The organism is Bradyrhizobium sp. HKCCYLS3070 (assembly GCF_051167575.1).
In the GTDB taxonomy this organism is placed as follows: domain Bacteria; phylum Pseudomonadota; class Alphaproteobacteria; order Rhizobiales; family Xanthobacteraceae; genus Bradyrhizobium.
On record NZ_JBNPTI010000001.1, the window covers coordinates 966,503 to 984,268 of the forward strand.

At 65.1% G+C, this 17,766-nt stretch carries 18 protein-coding genes; 11 read left to right on the plus strand and 7 right to left on the minus strand.

Going from position 1 to position 17,766, the window contains the following annotated elements:
• The first annotated feature begins 123 nt into the window (after positions 1-123).
• Positions 124-1,197, plus strand: coding sequence for a phosphoribosylformylglycinamidine cyclo-ligase (purM, locus tag ACQR03_RS04405; protein WP_315749968.1), 1,074 nt, complete (start codon positions 124-126; stop codon positions 1,195-1,197).
• A 13-nt stretch (positions 1,198-1,210) separates the two neighbouring features.
• Complete coding sequence (gene purN, locus ACQR03_RS04410; RefSeq protein ID WP_315712367.1) at positions 1,211-1,864, plus strand: phosphoribosylglycinamide formyltransferase; 654 nt, start codon at positions 1,211-1,213, stop codon at positions 1,862-1,864.
• Positions 1,865-2,009: 145 nt separating this feature from the next.
• Here purN and ACQR03_RS04415 read toward each other — a convergent pair whose 3' ends face one another.
• Positions 2,010-2,219 (minus strand): cold-shock protein, encoded by a 210-nt coding sequence (locus ACQR03_RS04415; protein WP_315712366.1) that lies wholly within the window; start codon positions 2,217-2,219, stop codon positions 2,010-2,012.
• Between the two features lie 488 nt (positions 2,220-2,707).
• Between ACQR03_RS04415 and ACQR03_RS04420 the strand changes: the two genes are divergently transcribed.
• Entirely contained in the window at positions 2,708-3,730 is a 1,023-nt protein-coding gene (locus ACQR03_RS04420) for an autotransporter outer membrane beta-barrel domain-containing protein (protein ID WP_315749970.1), read from the plus strand.
• Between the two features lie 4 nt (positions 3,731-3,734).
• Here ACQR03_RS04420 and ACQR03_RS04425 read toward each other — a convergent pair whose 3' ends face one another.
• Positions 3,735-4,778: a LysR family transcriptional regulator gene (locus ACQR03_RS04425; RefSeq protein ID WP_315749972.1), complete on the minus strand. Its 1,044-nt coding sequence runs from the start codon at positions 4,776-4,778 to the stop codon at positions 3,735-3,737.
• A 55-nt stretch (positions 4,779-4,833) separates the two neighbouring features.
• Between ACQR03_RS04425 and ACQR03_RS04430 the strand changes: the two genes are divergently transcribed.
• From ACQR03_RS04430 to ACQR03_RS04440, 3 genes are read left to right on the plus strand one after another with little or no spacing between them, the layout of a single operon-like run.
• Complete coding sequence (locus ACQR03_RS04430; RefSeq protein ID WP_315749974.1) at positions 4,834-5,475, plus strand: hypothetical protein; 642 nt, start codon at positions 4,834-4,836, stop codon at positions 5,473-5,475.
• Positions 5,462-6,085 carry a GNAT family N-acetyltransferase gene (locus ACQR03_RS04435; protein ID WP_315826804.1) on the plus strand — a complete coding sequence of 208 codons (624 nt, stop codon included), beginning with the start codon at positions 5,462-5,464 and terminating at the stop codon, positions 6,083-6,085. Before ACQR03_RS04430 ends, ACQR03_RS04435 begins: the two co-directional genes overlap by 14 nt.
• Positions 6,085-6,663 (plus strand): isochorismatase family protein, encoded by a 579-nt coding sequence (locus ACQR03_RS04440; protein ID WP_315712360.1) that lies wholly within the window; start codon positions 6,085-6,087, stop codon positions 6,661-6,663. The genes ACQR03_RS04435 and ACQR03_RS04440 overlap by 1 nt, the downstream gene beginning before the upstream one ends.
• A gap of 21 nt (positions 6,664-6,684) precedes the next feature.
• Here the strand turns inward: ACQR03_RS04440 and ACQR03_RS04445 are convergent, their stop codons facing one another.
• Positions 6,685-6,861 (minus strand): hypothetical protein, encoded by a 177-nt coding sequence (locus ACQR03_RS04445; RefSeq protein ID WP_315712358.1) that lies wholly within the window; start codon positions 6,859-6,861, stop codon positions 6,685-6,687.
• A 28-nt stretch (positions 6,862-6,889) separates the two neighbouring features.
• On the opposite strand from ACQR03_RS04445, the gene ACQR03_RS04450 reads away from it, so the two are divergent.
• Entirely contained in the window at positions 6,890-7,057 is a 168-nt protein-coding gene (locus ACQR03_RS04450; RefSeq protein WP_315712357.1) for a hypothetical protein, read from the plus strand.
• Positions 7,058-7,147: 90 nt separating this feature from the next.
• Here the strand turns inward: ACQR03_RS04450 and rnd are convergent, their stop codons facing one another.
• On the minus strand, positions 7,148-8,296 hold the full coding sequence (gene rnd / locus ACQR03_RS04455) for a ribonuclease D (protein WP_315712355.1): 1,149 nt from the start codon (positions 8,294-8,296) through the stop codon (positions 7,148-7,150).
• A gap of 398 nt (positions 8,297-8,694) precedes the next feature.
• Positions 8,695-10,170 carry a protein adenylyltransferase SelO gene (locus ACQR03_RS04460; protein ID WP_315826805.1) on the minus strand — a complete coding sequence of 492 codons (1,476 nt, stop codon included), beginning with the start codon at positions 10,168-10,170 and terminating at the stop codon, positions 8,695-8,697.
• A gap of 262 nt (positions 10,171-10,432) precedes the next feature.
• Between ACQR03_RS04460 and aspS the strand changes: the two genes are divergently transcribed.
• The gene (aspS, locus tag ACQR03_RS04465) at positions 10,433-12,220 is read left to right on the plus strand and encodes an aspartate--tRNA ligase (RefSeq protein ID WP_315712352.1); all 1,788 of its coding nucleotides are present in this window, start codon (positions 10,433-10,435) and stop codon (positions 12,218-12,220) included.
• 158 nt (positions 12,221-12,378) lie between these two features.
• Here the strand turns inward: aspS and ACQR03_RS04470 are convergent, their stop codons facing one another.
• Complete coding sequence (locus tag ACQR03_RS04470; RefSeq protein WP_316184888.1) at positions 12,379-12,966, minus strand: cytochrome b; 588 nt, start codon at positions 12,964-12,966, stop codon at positions 12,379-12,381.
• Positions 12,967-13,544: 578 nt separating this feature from the next.
• On the opposite strand from ACQR03_RS04470, the gene ACQR03_RS04475 reads away from it, so the two are divergent.
• The 3 genes from ACQR03_RS04475 (at position 13,545) to ACQR03_RS04485 (ending at position 16,140) form a co-directional block, all read left to right on the plus strand.
• Positions 13,545-15,101, plus strand: coding sequence for an ABC transporter substrate-binding protein (locus tag ACQR03_RS04475; protein ID WP_434840983.1), 1,557 nt, complete (start codon positions 13,545-13,547; stop codon positions 15,099-15,101).
• A 203-nt stretch (positions 15,102-15,304) separates the two neighbouring features.
• On the plus strand, positions 15,305-15,517 hold the full coding sequence (locus ACQR03_RS04480; RefSeq protein WP_315712348.1) for a hypothetical protein: 213 nt from the start codon (positions 15,305-15,307) through the stop codon (positions 15,515-15,517).
• A 161-nt stretch (positions 15,518-15,678) separates the two neighbouring features.
• Complete coding sequence (locus tag ACQR03_RS04485; RefSeq protein ID WP_434840984.1) at positions 15,679-16,140, plus strand: hypothetical protein; 462 nt, start codon at positions 15,679-15,681, stop codon at positions 16,138-16,140.
• 111 nt (positions 16,141-16,251) lie between these two features.
• Here ACQR03_RS04485 and ACQR03_RS04490 read toward each other — a convergent pair whose 3' ends face one another.
• Complete coding sequence (locus tag ACQR03_RS04490; RefSeq protein ID WP_315749981.1) at positions 16,252-16,878, minus strand: LysE family translocator; 627 nt, start codon at positions 16,876-16,878, stop codon at positions 16,252-16,254.
• Positions 16,879-17,766 lie beyond the last annotated feature (888 nt).

A 17,766-nucleotide genomic window follows, 5' to 3' on the forward strand; every position in this document is an offset into this window, starting at 1 on the left:
CAATCCGATTCCGAAACAGGGCGAACCGGTCCGTTCCTAGATAGTATGGGGACGAGCCCCTTGCGAGCCATTGCGCGCGGCCGGATTCCGACGTAACCAGCGGCCAGATTAGGGGTTTTTACCATGACCGAGCGCAAGAACGGGCTCACTTATGCAGATTCGGGCGTCGATATCGATGCCGGAAACCGTCTGGTCGATCTGATCAAGCCCATGGTGCGCGCAACCGCCCGCGCCGGCGCGGATGCCGAGATCGGCGGCTTTGGCGGCTTGTTCGACCTCAAGGCCGCCGGATTCAAGGATCCGGTGCTGGTCGCGGCGACCGACGGCGTCGGCACCAAGGTGAAGATCGCGATCGAGACCGGGCTGCATGGCGGCATCGGCATCGACCTGGTCGCCATGTCGGTCAACGATCTCGTCGTGCAGGGCGCCGAGCCGCTGTTCTTCCTCGACTACTTTGCCTGCGGCAAGCTCGACCCGGAGGCGACGGCTTCGATCGTCGCCGGTGTCGCCGAAGGCTGCCGGGAATCCGGCTGCGCGCTGATCGGCGGCGAGACCGCGGAAATGCCGGGCCTCTACAAGGACGGCGACTACGATCTTGCCGGTTTCGCGGTCGGCGCGGCGGAACGTGGGACGCTGCTGCCGTCTCCCGACATCGCGGCCGGTGACGTGGTGCTGGGGCTCGCATCCTCCGGCGTCCACTCCAACGGCTATTCGCTGGTGCGCAAGATCGTCGCCCAGTCCGGCCTCGGCTTCGATGCGCCGGCCCCGTTCGCGCCGGTCCTGACCCTCGGCGCGGCGCTGCTGACGCCGACCCGGCTCTATGTGAAATCGTGCCTTCGCGCCATCCGCGAGACCGGTGCGGTCAAGGGGCTCGCACACATCACGGGCGGCGGCTTCACCGACAACATTCCGCGCGTGCTGCCGAAGCATCTCGGCGTCTCGATTGACCTGACGGGCCTGCCGGTGCCGCCGGTCTTCAAATGGCTGGCGGAGCAGGGTGGCATTGCAGAGCGCGAGCTCTTGCGCACCTTCAATTGCGGGATCGGCATGATCGCGATCGTCAAGGCCGAGGCCGTCGATGCCGTCATCGAGGTGTTCACCGCGAATGGCGAGCACGTCGCACGGCTCGGCGAGGTCGTTGCTGCGACAGGCGACGAGCGGGTGATCTACACCGGCGCCCTCGATCTGGCTCTGTGAGACGGGTGAGCCGATGAAGCGCCGCGTCGCCATCCTGATCTCGGGCCGTGGGTCGAACATGGCCGCGCTGATCCACGCGGCGTCGCAGCCGGATTTTCCGGCCGAGGTCGCCATCGTGATCTCCAACCGAGCCGATGCGGCCGGACTGCAGAAAGCGCAGGAAAGCGGCGTCGCGATCGAAATCATCGAGAGCAAGCCGTTCGGCAAGGACCGCGCAGGGTTCGAAGCCAGACTGCAGCAGGCGCTCGATGCACGCGGCATCGAGATCATCTGCCTGGCCGGATTCATGCGCCTGTTCACGGCGGAGTTCGTGCAGCGCTGGTATGGCAGGATGCTGAACATTCATCCGTCGCTGCTGCCGTCGTTCCCCGGCCTTGATCCGCATGGCCAGGCGCTGCGTGCCGGCGTCAAGCTGTCAGGCGCCACCGTGCATTTCGTCATTCCGGAGACGGATGCTGGTCCGATCGTGATGCAGGGCGCGGTGGTGGTCAGGGACGACGATACGCCGGACACGCTGTCGACGCGCATTCTCGGCGTCGAGCATCGCATCTATCCTGAGGCGCTGAAGCTGCTGGCCAAGGGCCTAGTGCGGCTCGAAGGCGATCTCTGCCGGACGTCGTCCGTGGAGCAGGGCGATCACGCGCTGATCTGGCCCGTCGTCCGGTAGCTGTCGCCGGACGAAAAAAATCCCCGGCGGGGCCGGGGCACATCAAGGCTGACGAAGTCTGATCATCCGCGGCGAGCGCGCGTGACGCGGAGCTCGTGAGTTGGTTTACGGACCCGCGCTGTGGCGCCCTCCGCCGGGACGATGCTCACGAGAGCTTCAGGTTCTCTGCCGACGTCTTGCCGCGGCTCTCCACCAGATCATATTCGATCGTCTGGTTCTCGTTGAGCGTGGTCAGTCCAGCACGCTCCACCGCCGAGATGTGGACGAACACGTCCTTGTCTCCGCCAGCCGGTTTGATGAAGCCATATCCCTTGGTCGGGTTGAACCACTTCACGCTGCCCTTGTAGGTCGGCATCGCTGTCTCCTCGTCTAGACGAAAAAAATAAGACGCGGCCACGCTCGCGCGTGCCACGCCACAAACGGGCTTCCCGGGATCTGCTCAATTTCCGAAGTCGCGAAACGCACAGTCGAACGGCCAATCCGATTGTACGGGAGATTGCAACACGATTTTCCGCCGATATCAAGTTTGGCGGACTGATGAGAACGCGTCGCGGCGTCGCGTCGCCGGCTGCTGCGACTGCGTGGCTTGTGGCGCTGGAACCACAAATCCTTGCAGGGCAGCCGCGGCATGGCAATCCTCATTGACCGCGATCGGGAACTGCGGGCAGAACATCGCTGCAATATTGAAGCGAATTTGAGCGGGCGGCGAACGGGGCATCGATGCGCGGGGCGTCTCAGGCCAGGCTGGGTTGGCGAATGCGCAGCGGCGCATGCGGGGCGATGCTGCTCATCGGCGGGCTCGGTTTGGCCGCCGCTTCTTCGCCGTGCGCCGCGCAGGCCAGCATGCCGAGCATCGCCGCAAGCCCGACACCAACGCCGAGCCCGCTGCCCAGTCCTGCACCGGGCGCGATCAGTTCCGAACGCTCGGCCGGCCGAACCGTGCTCGATCTCGGCTCGAGCTTCCTCGAACGCCTCGGTACTCAGGCCACACAGGGCGTCACCCGGCTGCCGCGGAGCAATCCCGGCGGCGGCGGCGCGCCGGAGGCTTCGGAACAGCCTCGGTTCCGGACCTGGGGCGAGATGTATGGCGTAACCGTCCGCAGCAATGCGCAAGGCGACTTCGCCGGCGACAAGAGGACGACTTGGGGCGGCGTCGCCGGTATCGGCATGCGTCTCGTGCCGGGCGTGAATGTCGGACTATCCGTCGACCAGAGCCGGACCTGGGTCGATGTGCCGTTGGCGCTGCAAGCGGCGACGCTCGATCTCACACAGTTCGGGTTCAACGCCTCGGTCGACCAGGGACCCTGGACCTGGGCGATCGCGGTCGTCCATGGCTTCGGCGGGATCAGTGCGCGGCGCGACACCAGCCTCGGTACGGCGACGTCGGTCTACGGCGCCCACATCACGGGCGTGCTGAGCGAGCTTGACTACTACTGGAGCATCGGTGAGAGCCGGATCGTTCCGAAGCTTGCCTTCGAATACACGCGCGCCACGACGGCGGCATTCCAGGAGGCGGGCGGGCTCGATCCGCTGTCGGTCAGCGGTACCTCGCTGGAGCGCGCCCGCGTTCTCGTCGGCGCCGAGTTCGGCCGCTACTTCATCGTCGACGGCAAGATCCTCGACGTCTCGGCCTATGGCAAGCTGGTCGACAATTTCAGCCAGAATCTCGGCGCGGTGACCGTCAGCCTCGGTCCGCAGAGCATCACGCTGCAGGGCCTTGGCGAGGGCCGCTACGGCGCCGACGCCGGCGCGGCACTGTCGCTATCCCTGAATCGAACGGCACGCCTCTATCTCAACTACGATGCGAAGCTTCGCTCGCTGCTGCAATCGCATCAGGGCACGCTCGGCGTCGAGTTCAAATGGTAGCTCCTCATACGGGTTTCGGCGCGACGTAGCCGTTGAAGCCGACGACATCCCGCGCGGGCGCCATCAGCGGCACGAGATTCAGCGGATGGATGAACTCGTCCCGGAAGCAGGCATGGACCTTCGGATCGAAGATGCGCTTCAACCAGTCGATGACGACCTTGTGCCGGTCGGAGTTGCGAAACTCCTTGTGATAGGTCAGCCACAGATCCATGTGGTAGTTGATGCCGAGATCGACAGGAACGAGCGGCGCCCCGAGCGCGACCGCCGAGGTCGGCAGAAAGCCGATGCCGGCGCCGCGCTCGACCGCGTAAAGCACGGCAACGCTCGAATTGGTTGAGATGCCGACGATGCCTTCGAGGGACTCCAAGCCGAGGATGCGCGCATAGCCGGTCTCGTCGAGCTGCACGCCGTGCTGCTTGATGATGCGATGATCCTTGAGCTCCGCCAGCGATGTCGGCAGTCCATGCGCGTCGCGATAGGCTTCCGACACGAAGCCGTAGATGTGCAGACGGCCGAGCTTTGCAACGATCACGTCAGGGTTGGTCGGCCGTTCGAACTGGATCGAGATGTCAGCCTCCAGCCGCGACACGTCGGCCTGCTGCATCGCGCAGCTCAGATCGACGGTGATCCTGCGATAGGTCTTCTGGAAATCGATCAGTCGCGGCAGGATCCAGAAATTGCCGGGGCCTTCGGTCACGGCGACGCGCACCGACCCCTGAGTGTCGGTCGACAGCGAAGCGCGCCGGAAGATGTTGAAGCTCAGCCGCTCCATCTGCTCGACGTCGAACAGCAACGATCGTCCCTCGTCGCTGAGCGACAAGCCGGATTGATCACGGATGAAGAGCTTGCATCCGAGCTCTTCCTCGAGCCGGTCGATCTTGCGCATCAGGGTTGTGCCGGTCAGTCCGAGAACATCCGCCGCGTTTCGGAAGCTGCGGTGACGCGTACAGAGCAGAAATGCTCTCAAATCCTCCCATGAGGGGTTAAGCGTTTCGTCAGACTTCCTGCGCTGCGTGGATGCAGCACCCCGATGCAAATGTTGCCGCATACACTCCAGCTCCGACAAGTATGATGACGTCATCAAAGCCAAGCTGGAAACATAGATGCAGAACCCTCACCGCGGAAGCACAGAATTCACGCTGCGACATCAGCTCGACGCGCTGCCGCGGACGGATCGGGTCGCGGCTCAGGCGGTCACGCCCGATCGGCTCGGCGAGCTCACGGCGCTCGCACGCCGGGAAATACCGGGCGTTCGTGCCTCAGAACACGAGCTTGCGGAGTTCTTGCGGCACGATCCGGACTCGATCTTCGCGCTCTACCGCGGCAGGAACCTGCTCGGCGGCATCGCCTTCCTCTATCTCAACTGCTCAGGCCTCGATGCGTTGCTCCTGGATGAGTTCAATTTGAATGATCCGCCGCGCAGATTTCTGGCGCGGCCGGACGAAGACGTAGCCGCCATCTATGTCTGGGCGCTCGTCGCGCAAGGGCGAGGAGCGATCGGTCTCGGCAATGTCGCGCAGGCGCTGCAAGGCGCGAGATTTCGCGCCGCCGATTACTATGCGCAACCATCGAGTCCGGAAGGGCGCGCGTTTCTCGGCGCGCTCGGCTTCACGCCGGTGCCGAGCTTTCAGCCCGATCTCTGGTGGTATCAGCGGCCGTGGAACCGGATGCCCGAGATGATCGCGCCTTCGATCCAGTCGATGAAGGGTTTCGAACAAGGGAGCATTGCGGATGCACAGCATTAGTTCGGCCAGGGCGGCAAAGACAAATCCCCGCGCGATCACGGTGCGCATCGCGCGCGATCCGAATGACCTCATGCTCGTTACCGCGATCCGCTCGGCGGTCTACCTGACCGAGCAGGATTGTCCCATGGAGGAGGAGTTCGACGGCAACGATCTGGTTGCAGCCCACTTCCTCGGTTTCGTCGGCAAGGAGCCGGCGGGATGCGTACGCGTGCGCTTCTTCGGCGACTTCGCCAAGGTCGAGCGGCTGGCGGTGCGCCATCAGTACCGGCGTTCGCGGCTGTCGTTCAAGCTGGTTCGCGAGGCTCTCGACTATTGCAGGCGAAAGGGCTTCAAGAAGGCCTATGGCCACGCGCAGGATCGTCTCGTCGATTTCTGGGCGCATTTCGGCGCCAAGCCGCTCGGCCATAATCGCAAGCTTACATTCTCCGACTTCTCCTACACGGAGATGGTGCTGGACCTCGAGCCGTGCGACGATGCGATCACGCTCGACAGCGATCCCTACATGATCATTCGTCCGGAAGGCGACTGGGATCGGCCGGGTGTGCTCGATCTCTCGGCCGGCCGGCCGGCATCGTCGCCCTTGCACGACTTCGCCGCAGCGAGACCGTGATGACGGGCCGAGATCTGTTCGGTGCCACCGAGGCGGATCCGCCTGTTCTCGTCTGCGCCGATCTGCAGTGCGAATATCTCGCCGAGGGACGCAGGCATCTGATCGCCGATGGCGACGTCGTCATGGCGCTGTGCCGGCAGTTGATCGCGCTCTGGCGCGACAACCTGTGGCCGGTCGTCCATCTCAAGCGGATCGCACAGGCAGCCTGGTTCAACCCGGCCTCCAACCTGACGAACTGGCTTCCGGACTTCAAGCCAACGCCGGGGGAGCTCGCGTTCGAGCATCCACTGCCCTCGGCCTATAGCTCGGCCCGGTTCGCCGAGTACATGGCGAACATGCGCAGCATGCGCTGCGTGCTGCTCGGCTTCTCGCTGGACGAGACGATCCTCTCGACGGTGGTGGACGGCTTTCACCGCAGTCACCGCTATCAGGTGATCGGAGACGCCGTCGCCTGCCGGCAGGCCTGCGCCGGCGACGCCGCGTTGTACAAGCTGGTTGTAACCAAGGTGATCGGCAATTTTGCCGGCGTCCTCGACAGCGCCGAGCTTATCGGCGCCGGCGGCCGGCTCGCGGTGTGACCGCGGCGGCTATTGGCGGTATCATCCTGAGGCGAGTCGTTCGGCCAGATCGATAATCATACGGCGATCGGCCGGATCGCTGATCTTGTTGAACGCGACGACGAGGCGAAGGGCCTCGACGACGTGCAGGTCGACCGGATTCTCGCTGAGCAGCCGCAGCAGCCTCTGTTCCGGCGGTTCGCAATCGTCTTTGCTCACGCGGCAGCTCCAGGACCGAGACCACGACATGACCCGAGAGGAAGAGCTCAAAGAGCTGGCGAGCAGCCTCCGGGCAGCCATCGCAAAGGCGCGCCAGCTCAATCTGCCGACCAGCGCCTACATCCTTTCGATGGCTCTGGTTGAGGTGTCCCAGACAATCGAGGCGGAGTTGAGGGGGCAGACCAGCGCCGAATGATGGGCGGCATCATGACCACCCGTGCCGCCTGCTGCAATCAACTTGGCAGACTCGGGAAGACGCAGCCGGCCAGAGCCGCTGCGACGCCGATCAGGCCCGGTCGACCCGGACGACGCGGCCCTTCTCGATGGCGAGTGCGAGCTTGCCGTGCTTTAGCGCGAGCGCGGCCTCGCCGAACAGCTCGCGGCGCCAGCCCTGCAGCGCAGCAACGTCGGCATTGTCATCGGCGGCGATCTGCTCGAGATCGTCGACGGTGGCGATGACCTTGCTCGCCACGGCGTGGCGTTCCGAGGTCATGCGCAGCAGGACCTTGAGCAGCTCGACGATCGCAGCACCGTTGGAGTTGTTGCGCGGCTTTTCCAGCTTGGGCAGGGCGGCGAGATCGCGCGCCAGGCCGCGCTGCACGGCGGCAACGATGTCGGAGCCCCATTTGGAGCGCTCGAAGCCCTTGGGCAGCGAGCGCAGATTGCCGAGCTTCTCGATCGTTGTCGGGGCATGGGTGGCGATGTCGCCGACCGCGTCGTCCTTCATCACGCGGCTGCGCGGCACGTCGCGGCTCTGCGCCTCCTGCTCGCGCCAGGCCGCGACCTCGATCAACACGGCCAATTCCTTCGGCTTGCGGACGCGGGTCTTCAGCCGCTCCCAGGCGCGCTCGGGGTGGAAGTCGTAGGTCTTCGGCGAGGTCAGGATCTCCATCTCCTCGCTGACCCAGTCACTGCGCCCGCGCTTCTTCAGATCGGCATCGAGCGCGGCGAACACGTCGCGCAGATGGGTGACGTCGGCCTCGGCGTAGTGCGCCTGCTCCTTGGTCAGCGGCCGGCGCGACCAGTCGGTGAAGCGGTGGGTCTTGTCGGGGCGATGGCCGGTGATGCGTTCGACCAGTTGGTCATAGGCGATGCTGTCGCCATACCCCAGCACCATCGCGGCGACCTGGGTGTCGAAGATCGGATGCGGCACGATGCCGGCGCGGTGCCAGATGATCTCGATGTCCTGGCGGGCGGCGTGGAAGACCTTGAGGACCTTCTCGTTCGCCATCAGCTCGAAGAAGGCTTTGAGATCGAGGCCCTCGGCCAGCGCATCGATCACCACGGCCTCGTCCGGGCTCGCCATCTGCACGACGCAGAGCAGGGGATAGTAGGTGGTTTCCCGCAGGAACTCGGTATCGACGGTGACGACCGGGTGGCGGGCGAGGCGGGCGCAGGCGGCTGCGAGGTCCGCGGTGGTGGTGATCAAGTCCATGAACGATCCATGACGAGGCTCTTACGCCGTCGTCCGAAAACGCTGACAAGTCAAGGGTGTCGGCAAAGGGTACGGGACGAATTCGTGTCCGCTTGTCGGCCCAATCCGCCCCGAACGCAAGCACCGCGACGCGAGCTGATCGCTCTATGGTTGATGATAGGGCGCGTCCGGCGCCGGTCAGCGATGCCGGACGCGGCCCGCAGGCCGGCGCGCCGAGGGCACCGCGAGCACGATCAGGCACAAGGCGATCATCGCCAGACCCATGAATTCGAACACCAGCGCGTCCACGTCTCAGACCTCCCCGACTTGTTGGTTCAACTTGTCGGGGCTGCGTTGATCGTTTCTTAAGGGCCCGGGCGCTGTCAGGGCGATGGTGGACGCGAGGTTAAGACCGCGTGTCAGGTGCCGCAGAAGGTCTGCAACACCTGCTCCTCCGGCTGCGGCGGATCGGCATAATCAGCCCGGTCCGGCTGGTCGTCATAGGGCCGGGCCAGCACCGCATGCAGCTCCTCGAACGGCGCGTAGTCGTCGTTCTCGACCGCTGCCGTGATCACCGCCTCGATGCGGTGGTTGCGCGGGATGAAGGCGGGATTGACCTTGCGCATGGCCGCGCTCCGCTCCGCCGCCGTCTGCGGTTCCTCCGCCAGGCGCTGGCGCCAGCGCTGGGCCCACTCGTCGAAGCCGGTGGGATCCTCGAACAGGACGCGGACCTCGCTGAGATCGCCGCTGCCGGCGGCGTCGCTGAGACGGCGGAACGTCAGCGTGAAATCGGCTCGGGCCGCCGCCATCGCGTCGAACAATGCCTGCGCCAGCGGCTGGTCGCCCTCGCGCTGCGTGGCCAGGCCGAGCTTGCGGCGCAGGCCCGCCTGGTGCGCGTCCGTAAACTGGGTGGCGAAGCCGTCGAGCGCAGCCTCGGCCTCCTTGATCGCCTGGTCCTTGTCGTCGCCGAATAGCGGCAACAGGCACTCGGCAAGCCGGGTCAGGTTCCACATCGCGATGCGCGGCTGGTTCGCGAAGGCGTAGCGGCCGAACTCGTCGATCGAGGAGAACACCTGCTTGGGATCGTAGGTGTCCATGAAGGCGCAGGGGCCGTAGTCGATGGTTTCGCCGGACACCGAGGTATTGTCGGTGTTCATGACGCCATGGATGAAGCCGACCAGCAGCCACTCGGCGATCAGCTTGGCCTGGCGGGCGATCACGGCAACCAGCAGGGCGTGGTAGGGGCGCTCGGTACCGGCGAGATCCGGATAGTGCCGGTGGATGACGTGGTCGGCGAGCCGGCGCACGGCGTCAGTGTCCTGGCGCGCGGCGAAATACTGGAACGTGCCGACCCGGATGTGGCTGGTGGCGACACGGGTCAGAACCGCGCCGGGCAGGGCGGTGCCGCGATAGACCTGCTCGCCGGTCACGACCGCAGCCAGCGAGCGCGTCGTCGGAATGCCCAGGGCCGCCATCGCCTCGCTGACGATGTATTCGCGCAAGACCGGCCCCAGCGCCGCGCGGCCATCGCCGCGGCGCGAAAATGGCGTCGGGCCGGAGCCCTTCAGCTGGATGTCGCGGCGGACGCCGTTGCGGTCGACGACCTCGCCGAGCAGGACCGCCCGGCCGTCGCCGAGCTGCGGCACGAAATGCCCGAACTGGTGGCCGGCATAGGCCATCGCGATCGGCTCGGCGCCCTCGGGCACGGTCTTGCCGGCCAGGATCTCGGCGCCCTCCGGCGTCTCCAGCTCGGCCGGGTTCAGCCCCAGCTCCGCGGCGAGAGGCCGGTTCAGCTTGATCAGACGAGGCGCTGCGACGGGGGTCGGCGCCACCCGGGCAAAGAAATTGTCCGGCAGCGTGGCGTAGGAGTTCTGGAAGGGGAAATGCACGGTCATGGCTCCAAGATAGGCGCGGGGCGGCCGTTTTTCGAGCCCAAACGGCCATCGGATGAGCGTTTCAGCGCCAGCTCAATTCGGCATCGGCGCCGACGTTGCAGTGAGGCCCAGGGCGGGCGGCCTTTTCCGGCGCGAAGCCGAAAAGGCCCGTTCCTGCGGTTGCCGCGCCGGGGCGGCTCGGCTAAACCCTGCGCGCATTCGGAGCGCGCCTTTAAGGGCTGCGCCGATTTCCTTCTCCTCACGACGACCATTCAGGACGACCATGCATCGCTACCGGACCCACACCTGCGGCGCGCTCCGCGAGAGCAACATCGGAGAGACGGTCCGGCTGTCCGGCTGGTGCCATCGCATCCGCGACCATGGCGGCGTGCTGTTCGTCGACCTGCGCGACCATTACGGCATCACCCAATGCGTCGTCGATCCGGACTCGCCGGCGTTCAGCCTGGCCGAGAAGCTGCGCTCGGAATGGGTCGTGCGCATGGAGGGCAAAGTGCGCCGCCGCCCGGCCGGCGCCGACAACAAGAGCACCGACAATGACGATCTGCCGACCGGCAAGATCGAGCTCTACGTCTCCGACATCGAGGTGCTCGGCCCCGCGGACGAGCTGCCGCTGCCGGTGTTCGGCGAGCAGGAGTACCCGGAGGACATCCGGCTGAAATACCGCTTCCTCGATCTGCGCCGCGAGAAGCTGCACCAGAACATCATGACGCGCGGCGCGATCATCGATTCGATGCGCCGGCGCATGAAGGAGCAGGGCTTCTTCGAATTCCAGACCCCGATCCTGACCGCGTCGTCGCCGGAGGGCGCGCGCGACTTCCTGGTGCCGTCGCGCATCCATCCCGGCAAGTTCTACGCGCTGCCGCAGGCGCCGCAGCAGTACAAGCAGCTGCTGATGATGTCGGGCTTCGACCGCTACTTCCAGATCGCGCCGTGCTTCCGCGACGAGGACCCGCGCGCCGACCGCCTGCCCGGCGAGTTCTACCAGCTCGACGTCGAGATGAGCTTCGTCGAGCAGGAGGATGTGTTCGCGGCGATGGAGCCGGTCATCACCGGCGTGTTCGAGGATTTCGCCAAGGGCAAGCCGGTGACCAAGGGCTGGCCGCGCATCCCGTTCGCCGAGGCGATCCGCAAATACGGCTCCGACAAGCCCGACCTGCGCAACCCGATCGAGATGGCCGACGTCTCCGAGCACTTCCGCGGCTCCGGCTTCAAGGTGTTCGCGCGCATGCTCGAGGACCCCAAGAACCAGGTCTGGGCGATCCCGGCGCCATCCGGCGGCAGCCGCGCGTTCTGCGACCGCATGAACTCGTGGGCGCAGGGCGAGGGCCAGCCCGGCCTCGGCTACATCATGTGGCGCGAGGGCGGCGAGGGCGCAGGTCCCCTGGCGAACAACATCGGTCCGGAGCGCACGGCTGCGATTCGCAGCCAGCTCGGCACCAAGGAGGGCGACGCCGCCTTCTTCGTCGCCGGCGATCCCGACAAGTTCTGGAAGTTCGCAGGCCTCGCCCGCAACAAGGTCGCCGATGAGCTGAACCTGTCCGACAAGGATCAGTTCAAGCTGGCCTGGATCGTCGACTTCCCGATGTACGAGTACAACGAGGACGACAAGAAGGTCGACTTCTCGCACAACCCGTTCTCCATGCCGCAGGGCGGCCTGGAGGCGCTGCAGACGCAGGATCCGCTGACCATCAAGGCGTTCCAGTACGACATCACCTGCAACGGCTACGAGATCGCCTCCGGCGGCATCCGCAACCACAAGCCGGCGGCGATGGTGAAGGCGTTCGAGATCGCAGGTTACGGCGAGCAGGAGGTGGTCGACCGCTTCGGCGGCATGTACCGCGCCTTCCAGTATGGCGCCCCGCCGCATGGCGGCATGGCCGCCGGCGTCGACCGCATCGTGATGCTGCTCTGTGGCACCACGAACCTGCGCGAGATCTCGCTGTTCCCGATGAACCAGCAGGCCATGGACCTGCTGATGGGCGCGCCGTCGGAGGCCAGCACGAAGCAACTCCGCGAGCTGCACATCAGGACCAACTTGCCGAACAAGTAGTTCGGCGGACTGAGGGTGATGCACGAATCTTTGTCATTGCGAGCGCAGCGAAGCAATCCAGGGTGGCACGAGGACTCTGGATTGCTTCGTCGCCTGCGGCTCCTCGCAATGACGATCGTGTGGGGATCGCAGAGCGGTCGTCACGGGTCGCGCATCGTTCACGCGGCCGAACGGCCCGGCAGCATCCGTGTCAGGACGCCGTCGCGGCGGACGACGTGATGAAACAGCGCGGCCGCGACGTGAAGGGCCACCACGATCCACGCGATCCATTTGCCGACGACATGGTGGATTGCGTCGACCGGCGGCTCGAACGCCTCCCAGGTGATCCCCCAGCGCGTCTCGATCCAGCCGAACAGCGCCGTCTCACGGAAGTTCGGCAGCGCGAACGCTCCGAAGTCGGTGGCGGCATCGGTGCCGATATAGCCGGTCAGCGGCATCAGGATCAGCAGCACGTACAATCCCCAATGCGCTGCGTGCGCGAGCCACGCCTCGGCATCTGATGCATGCGGCTGATCGGGCTGAACGTTGACGAGCCGCCACAGCAGGCGAGGCAGGACGGACAGGCCGACGATCATGCCCAGCACCCAATGGACGTTGAGCACGGGCAATGCTTCCGGGGAAGTGTCGTCCATGAACCAGATGACATAGTACACGACGGCATAGGCCGCGATGAAGGCCGCGGCGCCGGTCCAGTGGAAGAGCTTGGCGATCGCACCGAACTCCATCGTCGTATTCTTCCATGGCATCACGAACCTCTTCCCACTGTTATGAGCTGCGATCTGCTGCTATCGCCAAAATCGGCAGCGAGCCAGCGATGGGCCGGCGGGTCAGGACGCTTCTCCCGTCAATTCAGTCTCACCTCGTCGTTATCGGATGCTGAGCTGCGGCATGTCGTCGCCGGTGACTCGAGACTGCGGCGCAAGATGACCCGGCCTTAAAGGCGTCGCTCTGCATTTGATGTTCTCGCGTTAATGCTGGTTAAGACTGCGAACAACTTCATCCGGGTCTCCGGTCGCGTCCAGGCAGCGCCGGACGCATCGGGAGCATCGCGCTGACGTGGTCGAGCGGCCGGCCAGAGCGGTCATCGTGCCCCTACGGCAAACCGTTGATTCTGAGAACTAATCGTTCGTGCCGCTTGTTAGTTCGGCACCTTGCGCGACGAGGCGCGTAACGCGATCGAGCGGTGTGGGCCGCTATGAGTTCCAGCCGGCACCGATCAGTCGAATGGCGGTTGCGGTGTCATGCAACCTGTCCTTAATAGGAAGCCTGTCTGACTCATGTAGTGAACATAGCCAACCAATCACAAGAAGACGGATAGTTCAAAATGACCGTTCGCTGGTGTGCGCTCCTGCTCGGAACTTGCCTCTTCGTCCCTGCCGCCTCTGCTGTCCCCATTTCCCCCGATGTCGTTCGTGATCTCGCCGCCCGCGTCGGACCGGTCGTCGGCCAGGCCGCGACGTGCCGTGAGATCGCCCAGGGGCGCGTCCAGACCATCATCGATCAATTCAGCGAAGTGATCCGCCAGGGCTCTTCGAACGGCGGCGAGCGCGATGGGCTCATCCGCACCTTCAACAGCTATATCGCCGAGGGTCGCGGCCGGGTCGCGTCCTCGCAGGTGAACTGTCAGACCGCAGAGCGCCAGTTGGCAGAGCTTGAGCGGTCACTCAGCCAGCAGCAGTCGGCGGCTCCCTCGCTGTCCTTCGCGCTGGCGCCGTCGACCGCGGCCGCGTCGACGCAGCCCACGGCCAACCTGCCGCCTCCGCTTCCGCACGGCGTCAGCGACACCGAGATCCGGTTCGGCACCGTCATCCCGTTCTCCGGAGTCCGCAAGGAGTCCGCGCGCCAGATGAAACTCGGCATCGAGACCGCGTTCGCCCGCGCCAATGATGCCGGTGGCATCAACGGCCGCAAGCTGAGGCTGATCGCTGCCGACGATGGCTATGATCCCACGCGGACGCTCGGCGCCATGACACAGCTGTACGAGAAGGATCAGGTGTTCGGCTATATCGGCAACATGGGCACTGCCAACAACGCGGTGGCGATTCCCTACGCGCTGGAGCGCCGGGCGCTGTTCTTTGCGCCCTACAGCGGCTCCGCCGTCGTCCGCCGCGATCCGCCCGACCGCTACGTCTTCAACTATCGTGCGAGCTACGCCGAAGAGACCGCCGCGATCGTGCGCTATCTGATGAAGGTCAAGCGCATCCCGGCGAGGCAGATCGCCGTATTCGCGCAGAACGACGCCTATGGCGACGACGGCGCCAACGGTGTCGCCAAGGCGTTCCGCGCGAACGGCATCACCGATCCGATCATCCGCTATGGTTTCCCGCGCGGCACGCTCGACGTCGACGAGGCCGTCGGCAAGCTGAAGGCGCAGACCAAGCCGCCGATCAAGGCCGTGATCATGATCGCGACCGACCGCGCGGCGGCGAAATTCATCGAGAAGACCCACGAGGCGGTTCCAGGGCTGATCTATGCCAACATCTCGGCGGTCGGATCGTCGTCGCTCGCCGCCGAGCTGAAGCTGCTCGGCTCGAAATACACCAACGGCGTCATCGTCACGCAGGGCGTTCCCTCGGTCGCCGGCTATTCGAGCCTGGTGCTCGACTATAAGACCGCGCTGGAAAAGTACTTCCCCGGCGAAGCGCCGGATTACACCTCGCTCGAAGGCTTCATCTCGGCAAGCATCCTGATCCAGGCCCTGAAGCAGACGACGCCGCTCGAGACCGAGCGGCTGGTCGACACGCTGGAGTCGATGCAGAGCATCGACCTCGGCCTTGGCAGCAAGCTGTCGTTCGGACGCGCTGAGCACCAGGCCTCGCACAAGATCTGGGGCACCGCACTCGACGAGACCGGCACCTACCAGGCGATCGAGCTGGAATGACGGGCGGGGGGGACGCAGCCGAACTTGTCGTCCCCCCGTCAACGCCGCAGTGCAAACAACGTCCCCCGGCCGGCTTGCGGGCGGCCGGGCGACCCGGATCCGACCTCGAGATCATGCCGGAACTGTTCGACGGATGCTTCATTGACTTGCAGGCGCAACAACCGTGAGCGACCGCAATGTCCATGCGAACACAGATTTCGGCGATGGTCTTCATGATGGTTCAGGCCGTGCTGTTCGGTGCGGGAGTTCTGACGATTCTTCTCACGCCGCTCAGCAATCACGCGATGCTCGCAATGCCGGTCATGATTGCCCTGAGCGTGGTGCTGTCAGCCATTGTCTCCTGGCAGATCGCACCGCGGCTGCGTGCGCGATATTGGCGCCGGCGTGGAATCAACCACGACCTGATCTCGGGCTGACGCCAGAGAGCAGCCGGCGACCGTCCCGGCTCGGCACCCCCAGATCGCTTCCGCGTCCGGCTGTCATCTGTCATCTGTGCGGCGCAGCACCAAAACAGGCGATGTCGTTTGAACCAACGCTGACCCGCGCGGTTAGACAGCATTCCCTTGGAGGATGAACCATGCGCGTTCCAGCAGCAGCGACCGTCGTGTTACTATCCTCTTGTCTCCTCCCCGCAGGCGCATGGGCCCAGCAGGCCGACAGCACGCCGGGAACCAGCCAGACCCAGGCCGTTCCCGTGCAGCCGGAACGCACGCCCCAGCAGTCGGACCAGGCCCGTGAACGCGAGCGCCAGAGGGCCGAGGACACGCGGGTGAACCGCGACTGGACGACACAACAGCGCGACGACGACCGGATGGGCATGGATCGCATGGACATGGATCGGATGCGCCAGCACCGCATGGGCCGCATGATGGACCAGGACATGGACCATCGCACCACGGGTCGAAACGCGCGAATGCAACGCGATGATGACGATATGGATCGTCGCGCGCGCAGTTTCGATAGCGAACGGCCCTACCGGCGCGTCAAGATCTGCTACGAATACGAAAATGGCGACGAGTTCTGCCGCTATCGCGACTAGCTCAGCGGGGGTGGTCGCAAAGCAGCATCGGCTCGTGTGCGCCGGCATGGCGCTGCCGGCACGCCGCGCAAATGTGCGTATGAACGTGACGACTTGGCGCCAGTCTGGTCGTCAGCTCGTGCGCCGCGCCAACAACAGCGCGCCGCCAAGGCTGCACATGACGGCGCCAGACGCCTGCCGCATCCGCGTCACGAGGCTTGGCCGCCGGGCGAGACGATGCCGCGCCTTGGCGGCCCAGAACGTCACGACCAGGTCGACGCTGGTGTTGAGCGTCACCGAGATCAGCCCAAGCACGACGAACTGCGCGGCGACGTCGCCGGCGGGATCGACGAATTGCGGGATGAAGGCGAGGAAGAACGCCGCCGTCTTCGGATTGAGCGCCTCGACGATGATGCCCTCGCGAAACGCGCGCCGGCTGCCTGTCGTCGTCACGTCGGCCGGCTGGGCGGCCCGAGCCTCCCGCCACGTCTTCATGCCGAGCCAGATCAGATAGAACGCGCCCGCGATCTTCAGCACCGTGAACGCCTCCGCGCTCGCCATCACCAGCGCCGACAGCCCGAGCGCACCGGCGACCACGTGCACGAGGCCACCGAGCCCGAGGCCGACGCTAGAGGCCAGTCCCTCGCTTCGCCCGCCGGCCAGCGTGCGCGCCACGATGTAGAAGATACCGGGGCCGGGCGTGAGCGCGATGACGAGGGCGGCGGAGAGGAATAGAAGGAAGGTCGGGACGTCGGGCATCGGATTTCTTTGTTGGGTGAGGAGATGTGTAGGGCAATCCTTCGGACGTGGCAAAGCGGACTCAGACAGGGGGCGGCGTTTTTCGAGAGACGGCTGTAGGGGCCTGCCTCCGCTGTCGTGCTGTGCAAGCCGTGCCGCGCGACAGCGCGGTGCCGACCCAGGACCCATCACCTCAGCGGGTTTGTGAGGAAAGGTTTGAGCGACGAGTGCGCGCCCTCCAAACAAATCCCGTGAGTATGGAGCCCGTTTGGTGCAAGCCCGGCCGGGTTCGCCTGGACGACGGCATTGGGGAAGAACAAGTTCGCATGTCCAGCAATCAATCTACTCCTGACAGATATCTGTTGCCGGGAACGGCGGTCCGTTATGATGGTGTCGAGGATGGTGTCCCGGAATATGGCGTCGTCGGTGCACTGTTGGCTGGAGGAAGAGATCGGCGGCTACGATTGTTATGTTGCGTTCTTTGGATCACGGCATTCGGCGGGGAGGCCGGCCCATAAGCCCTACATCTTGCGATACGCGTCGACATCTCTCACGGTTCTCACATGATCGCAGTAGCTACGTTGCACTCTGCCCGACAGGCAATCCCGGCAACTCCGCCATGCGCTAATTGCCCGTCGTGTTAGTTTGCCGCAGCTTTGCCCCTTGCACCGTCGGGCAAATCACCTTCACATTTCCGGCCATCCCGCCTCGATGAAGAGGGACGGTTCGCGGTCGTCACGAGGCGTGAGGCGGGGAGGCGGTGGCTGCACCGTGTTCGCAACGTGCTGATAGTGCGCGTCGACGAACGGCACGGTGCAGACGGTCAAGTCGCGTGGTCCTGACACCCCGATGCTGGTGTCAAGTTCGCGTCGATGCCTTCGGGCATCGCGCGGATGACGGGGGCAAACA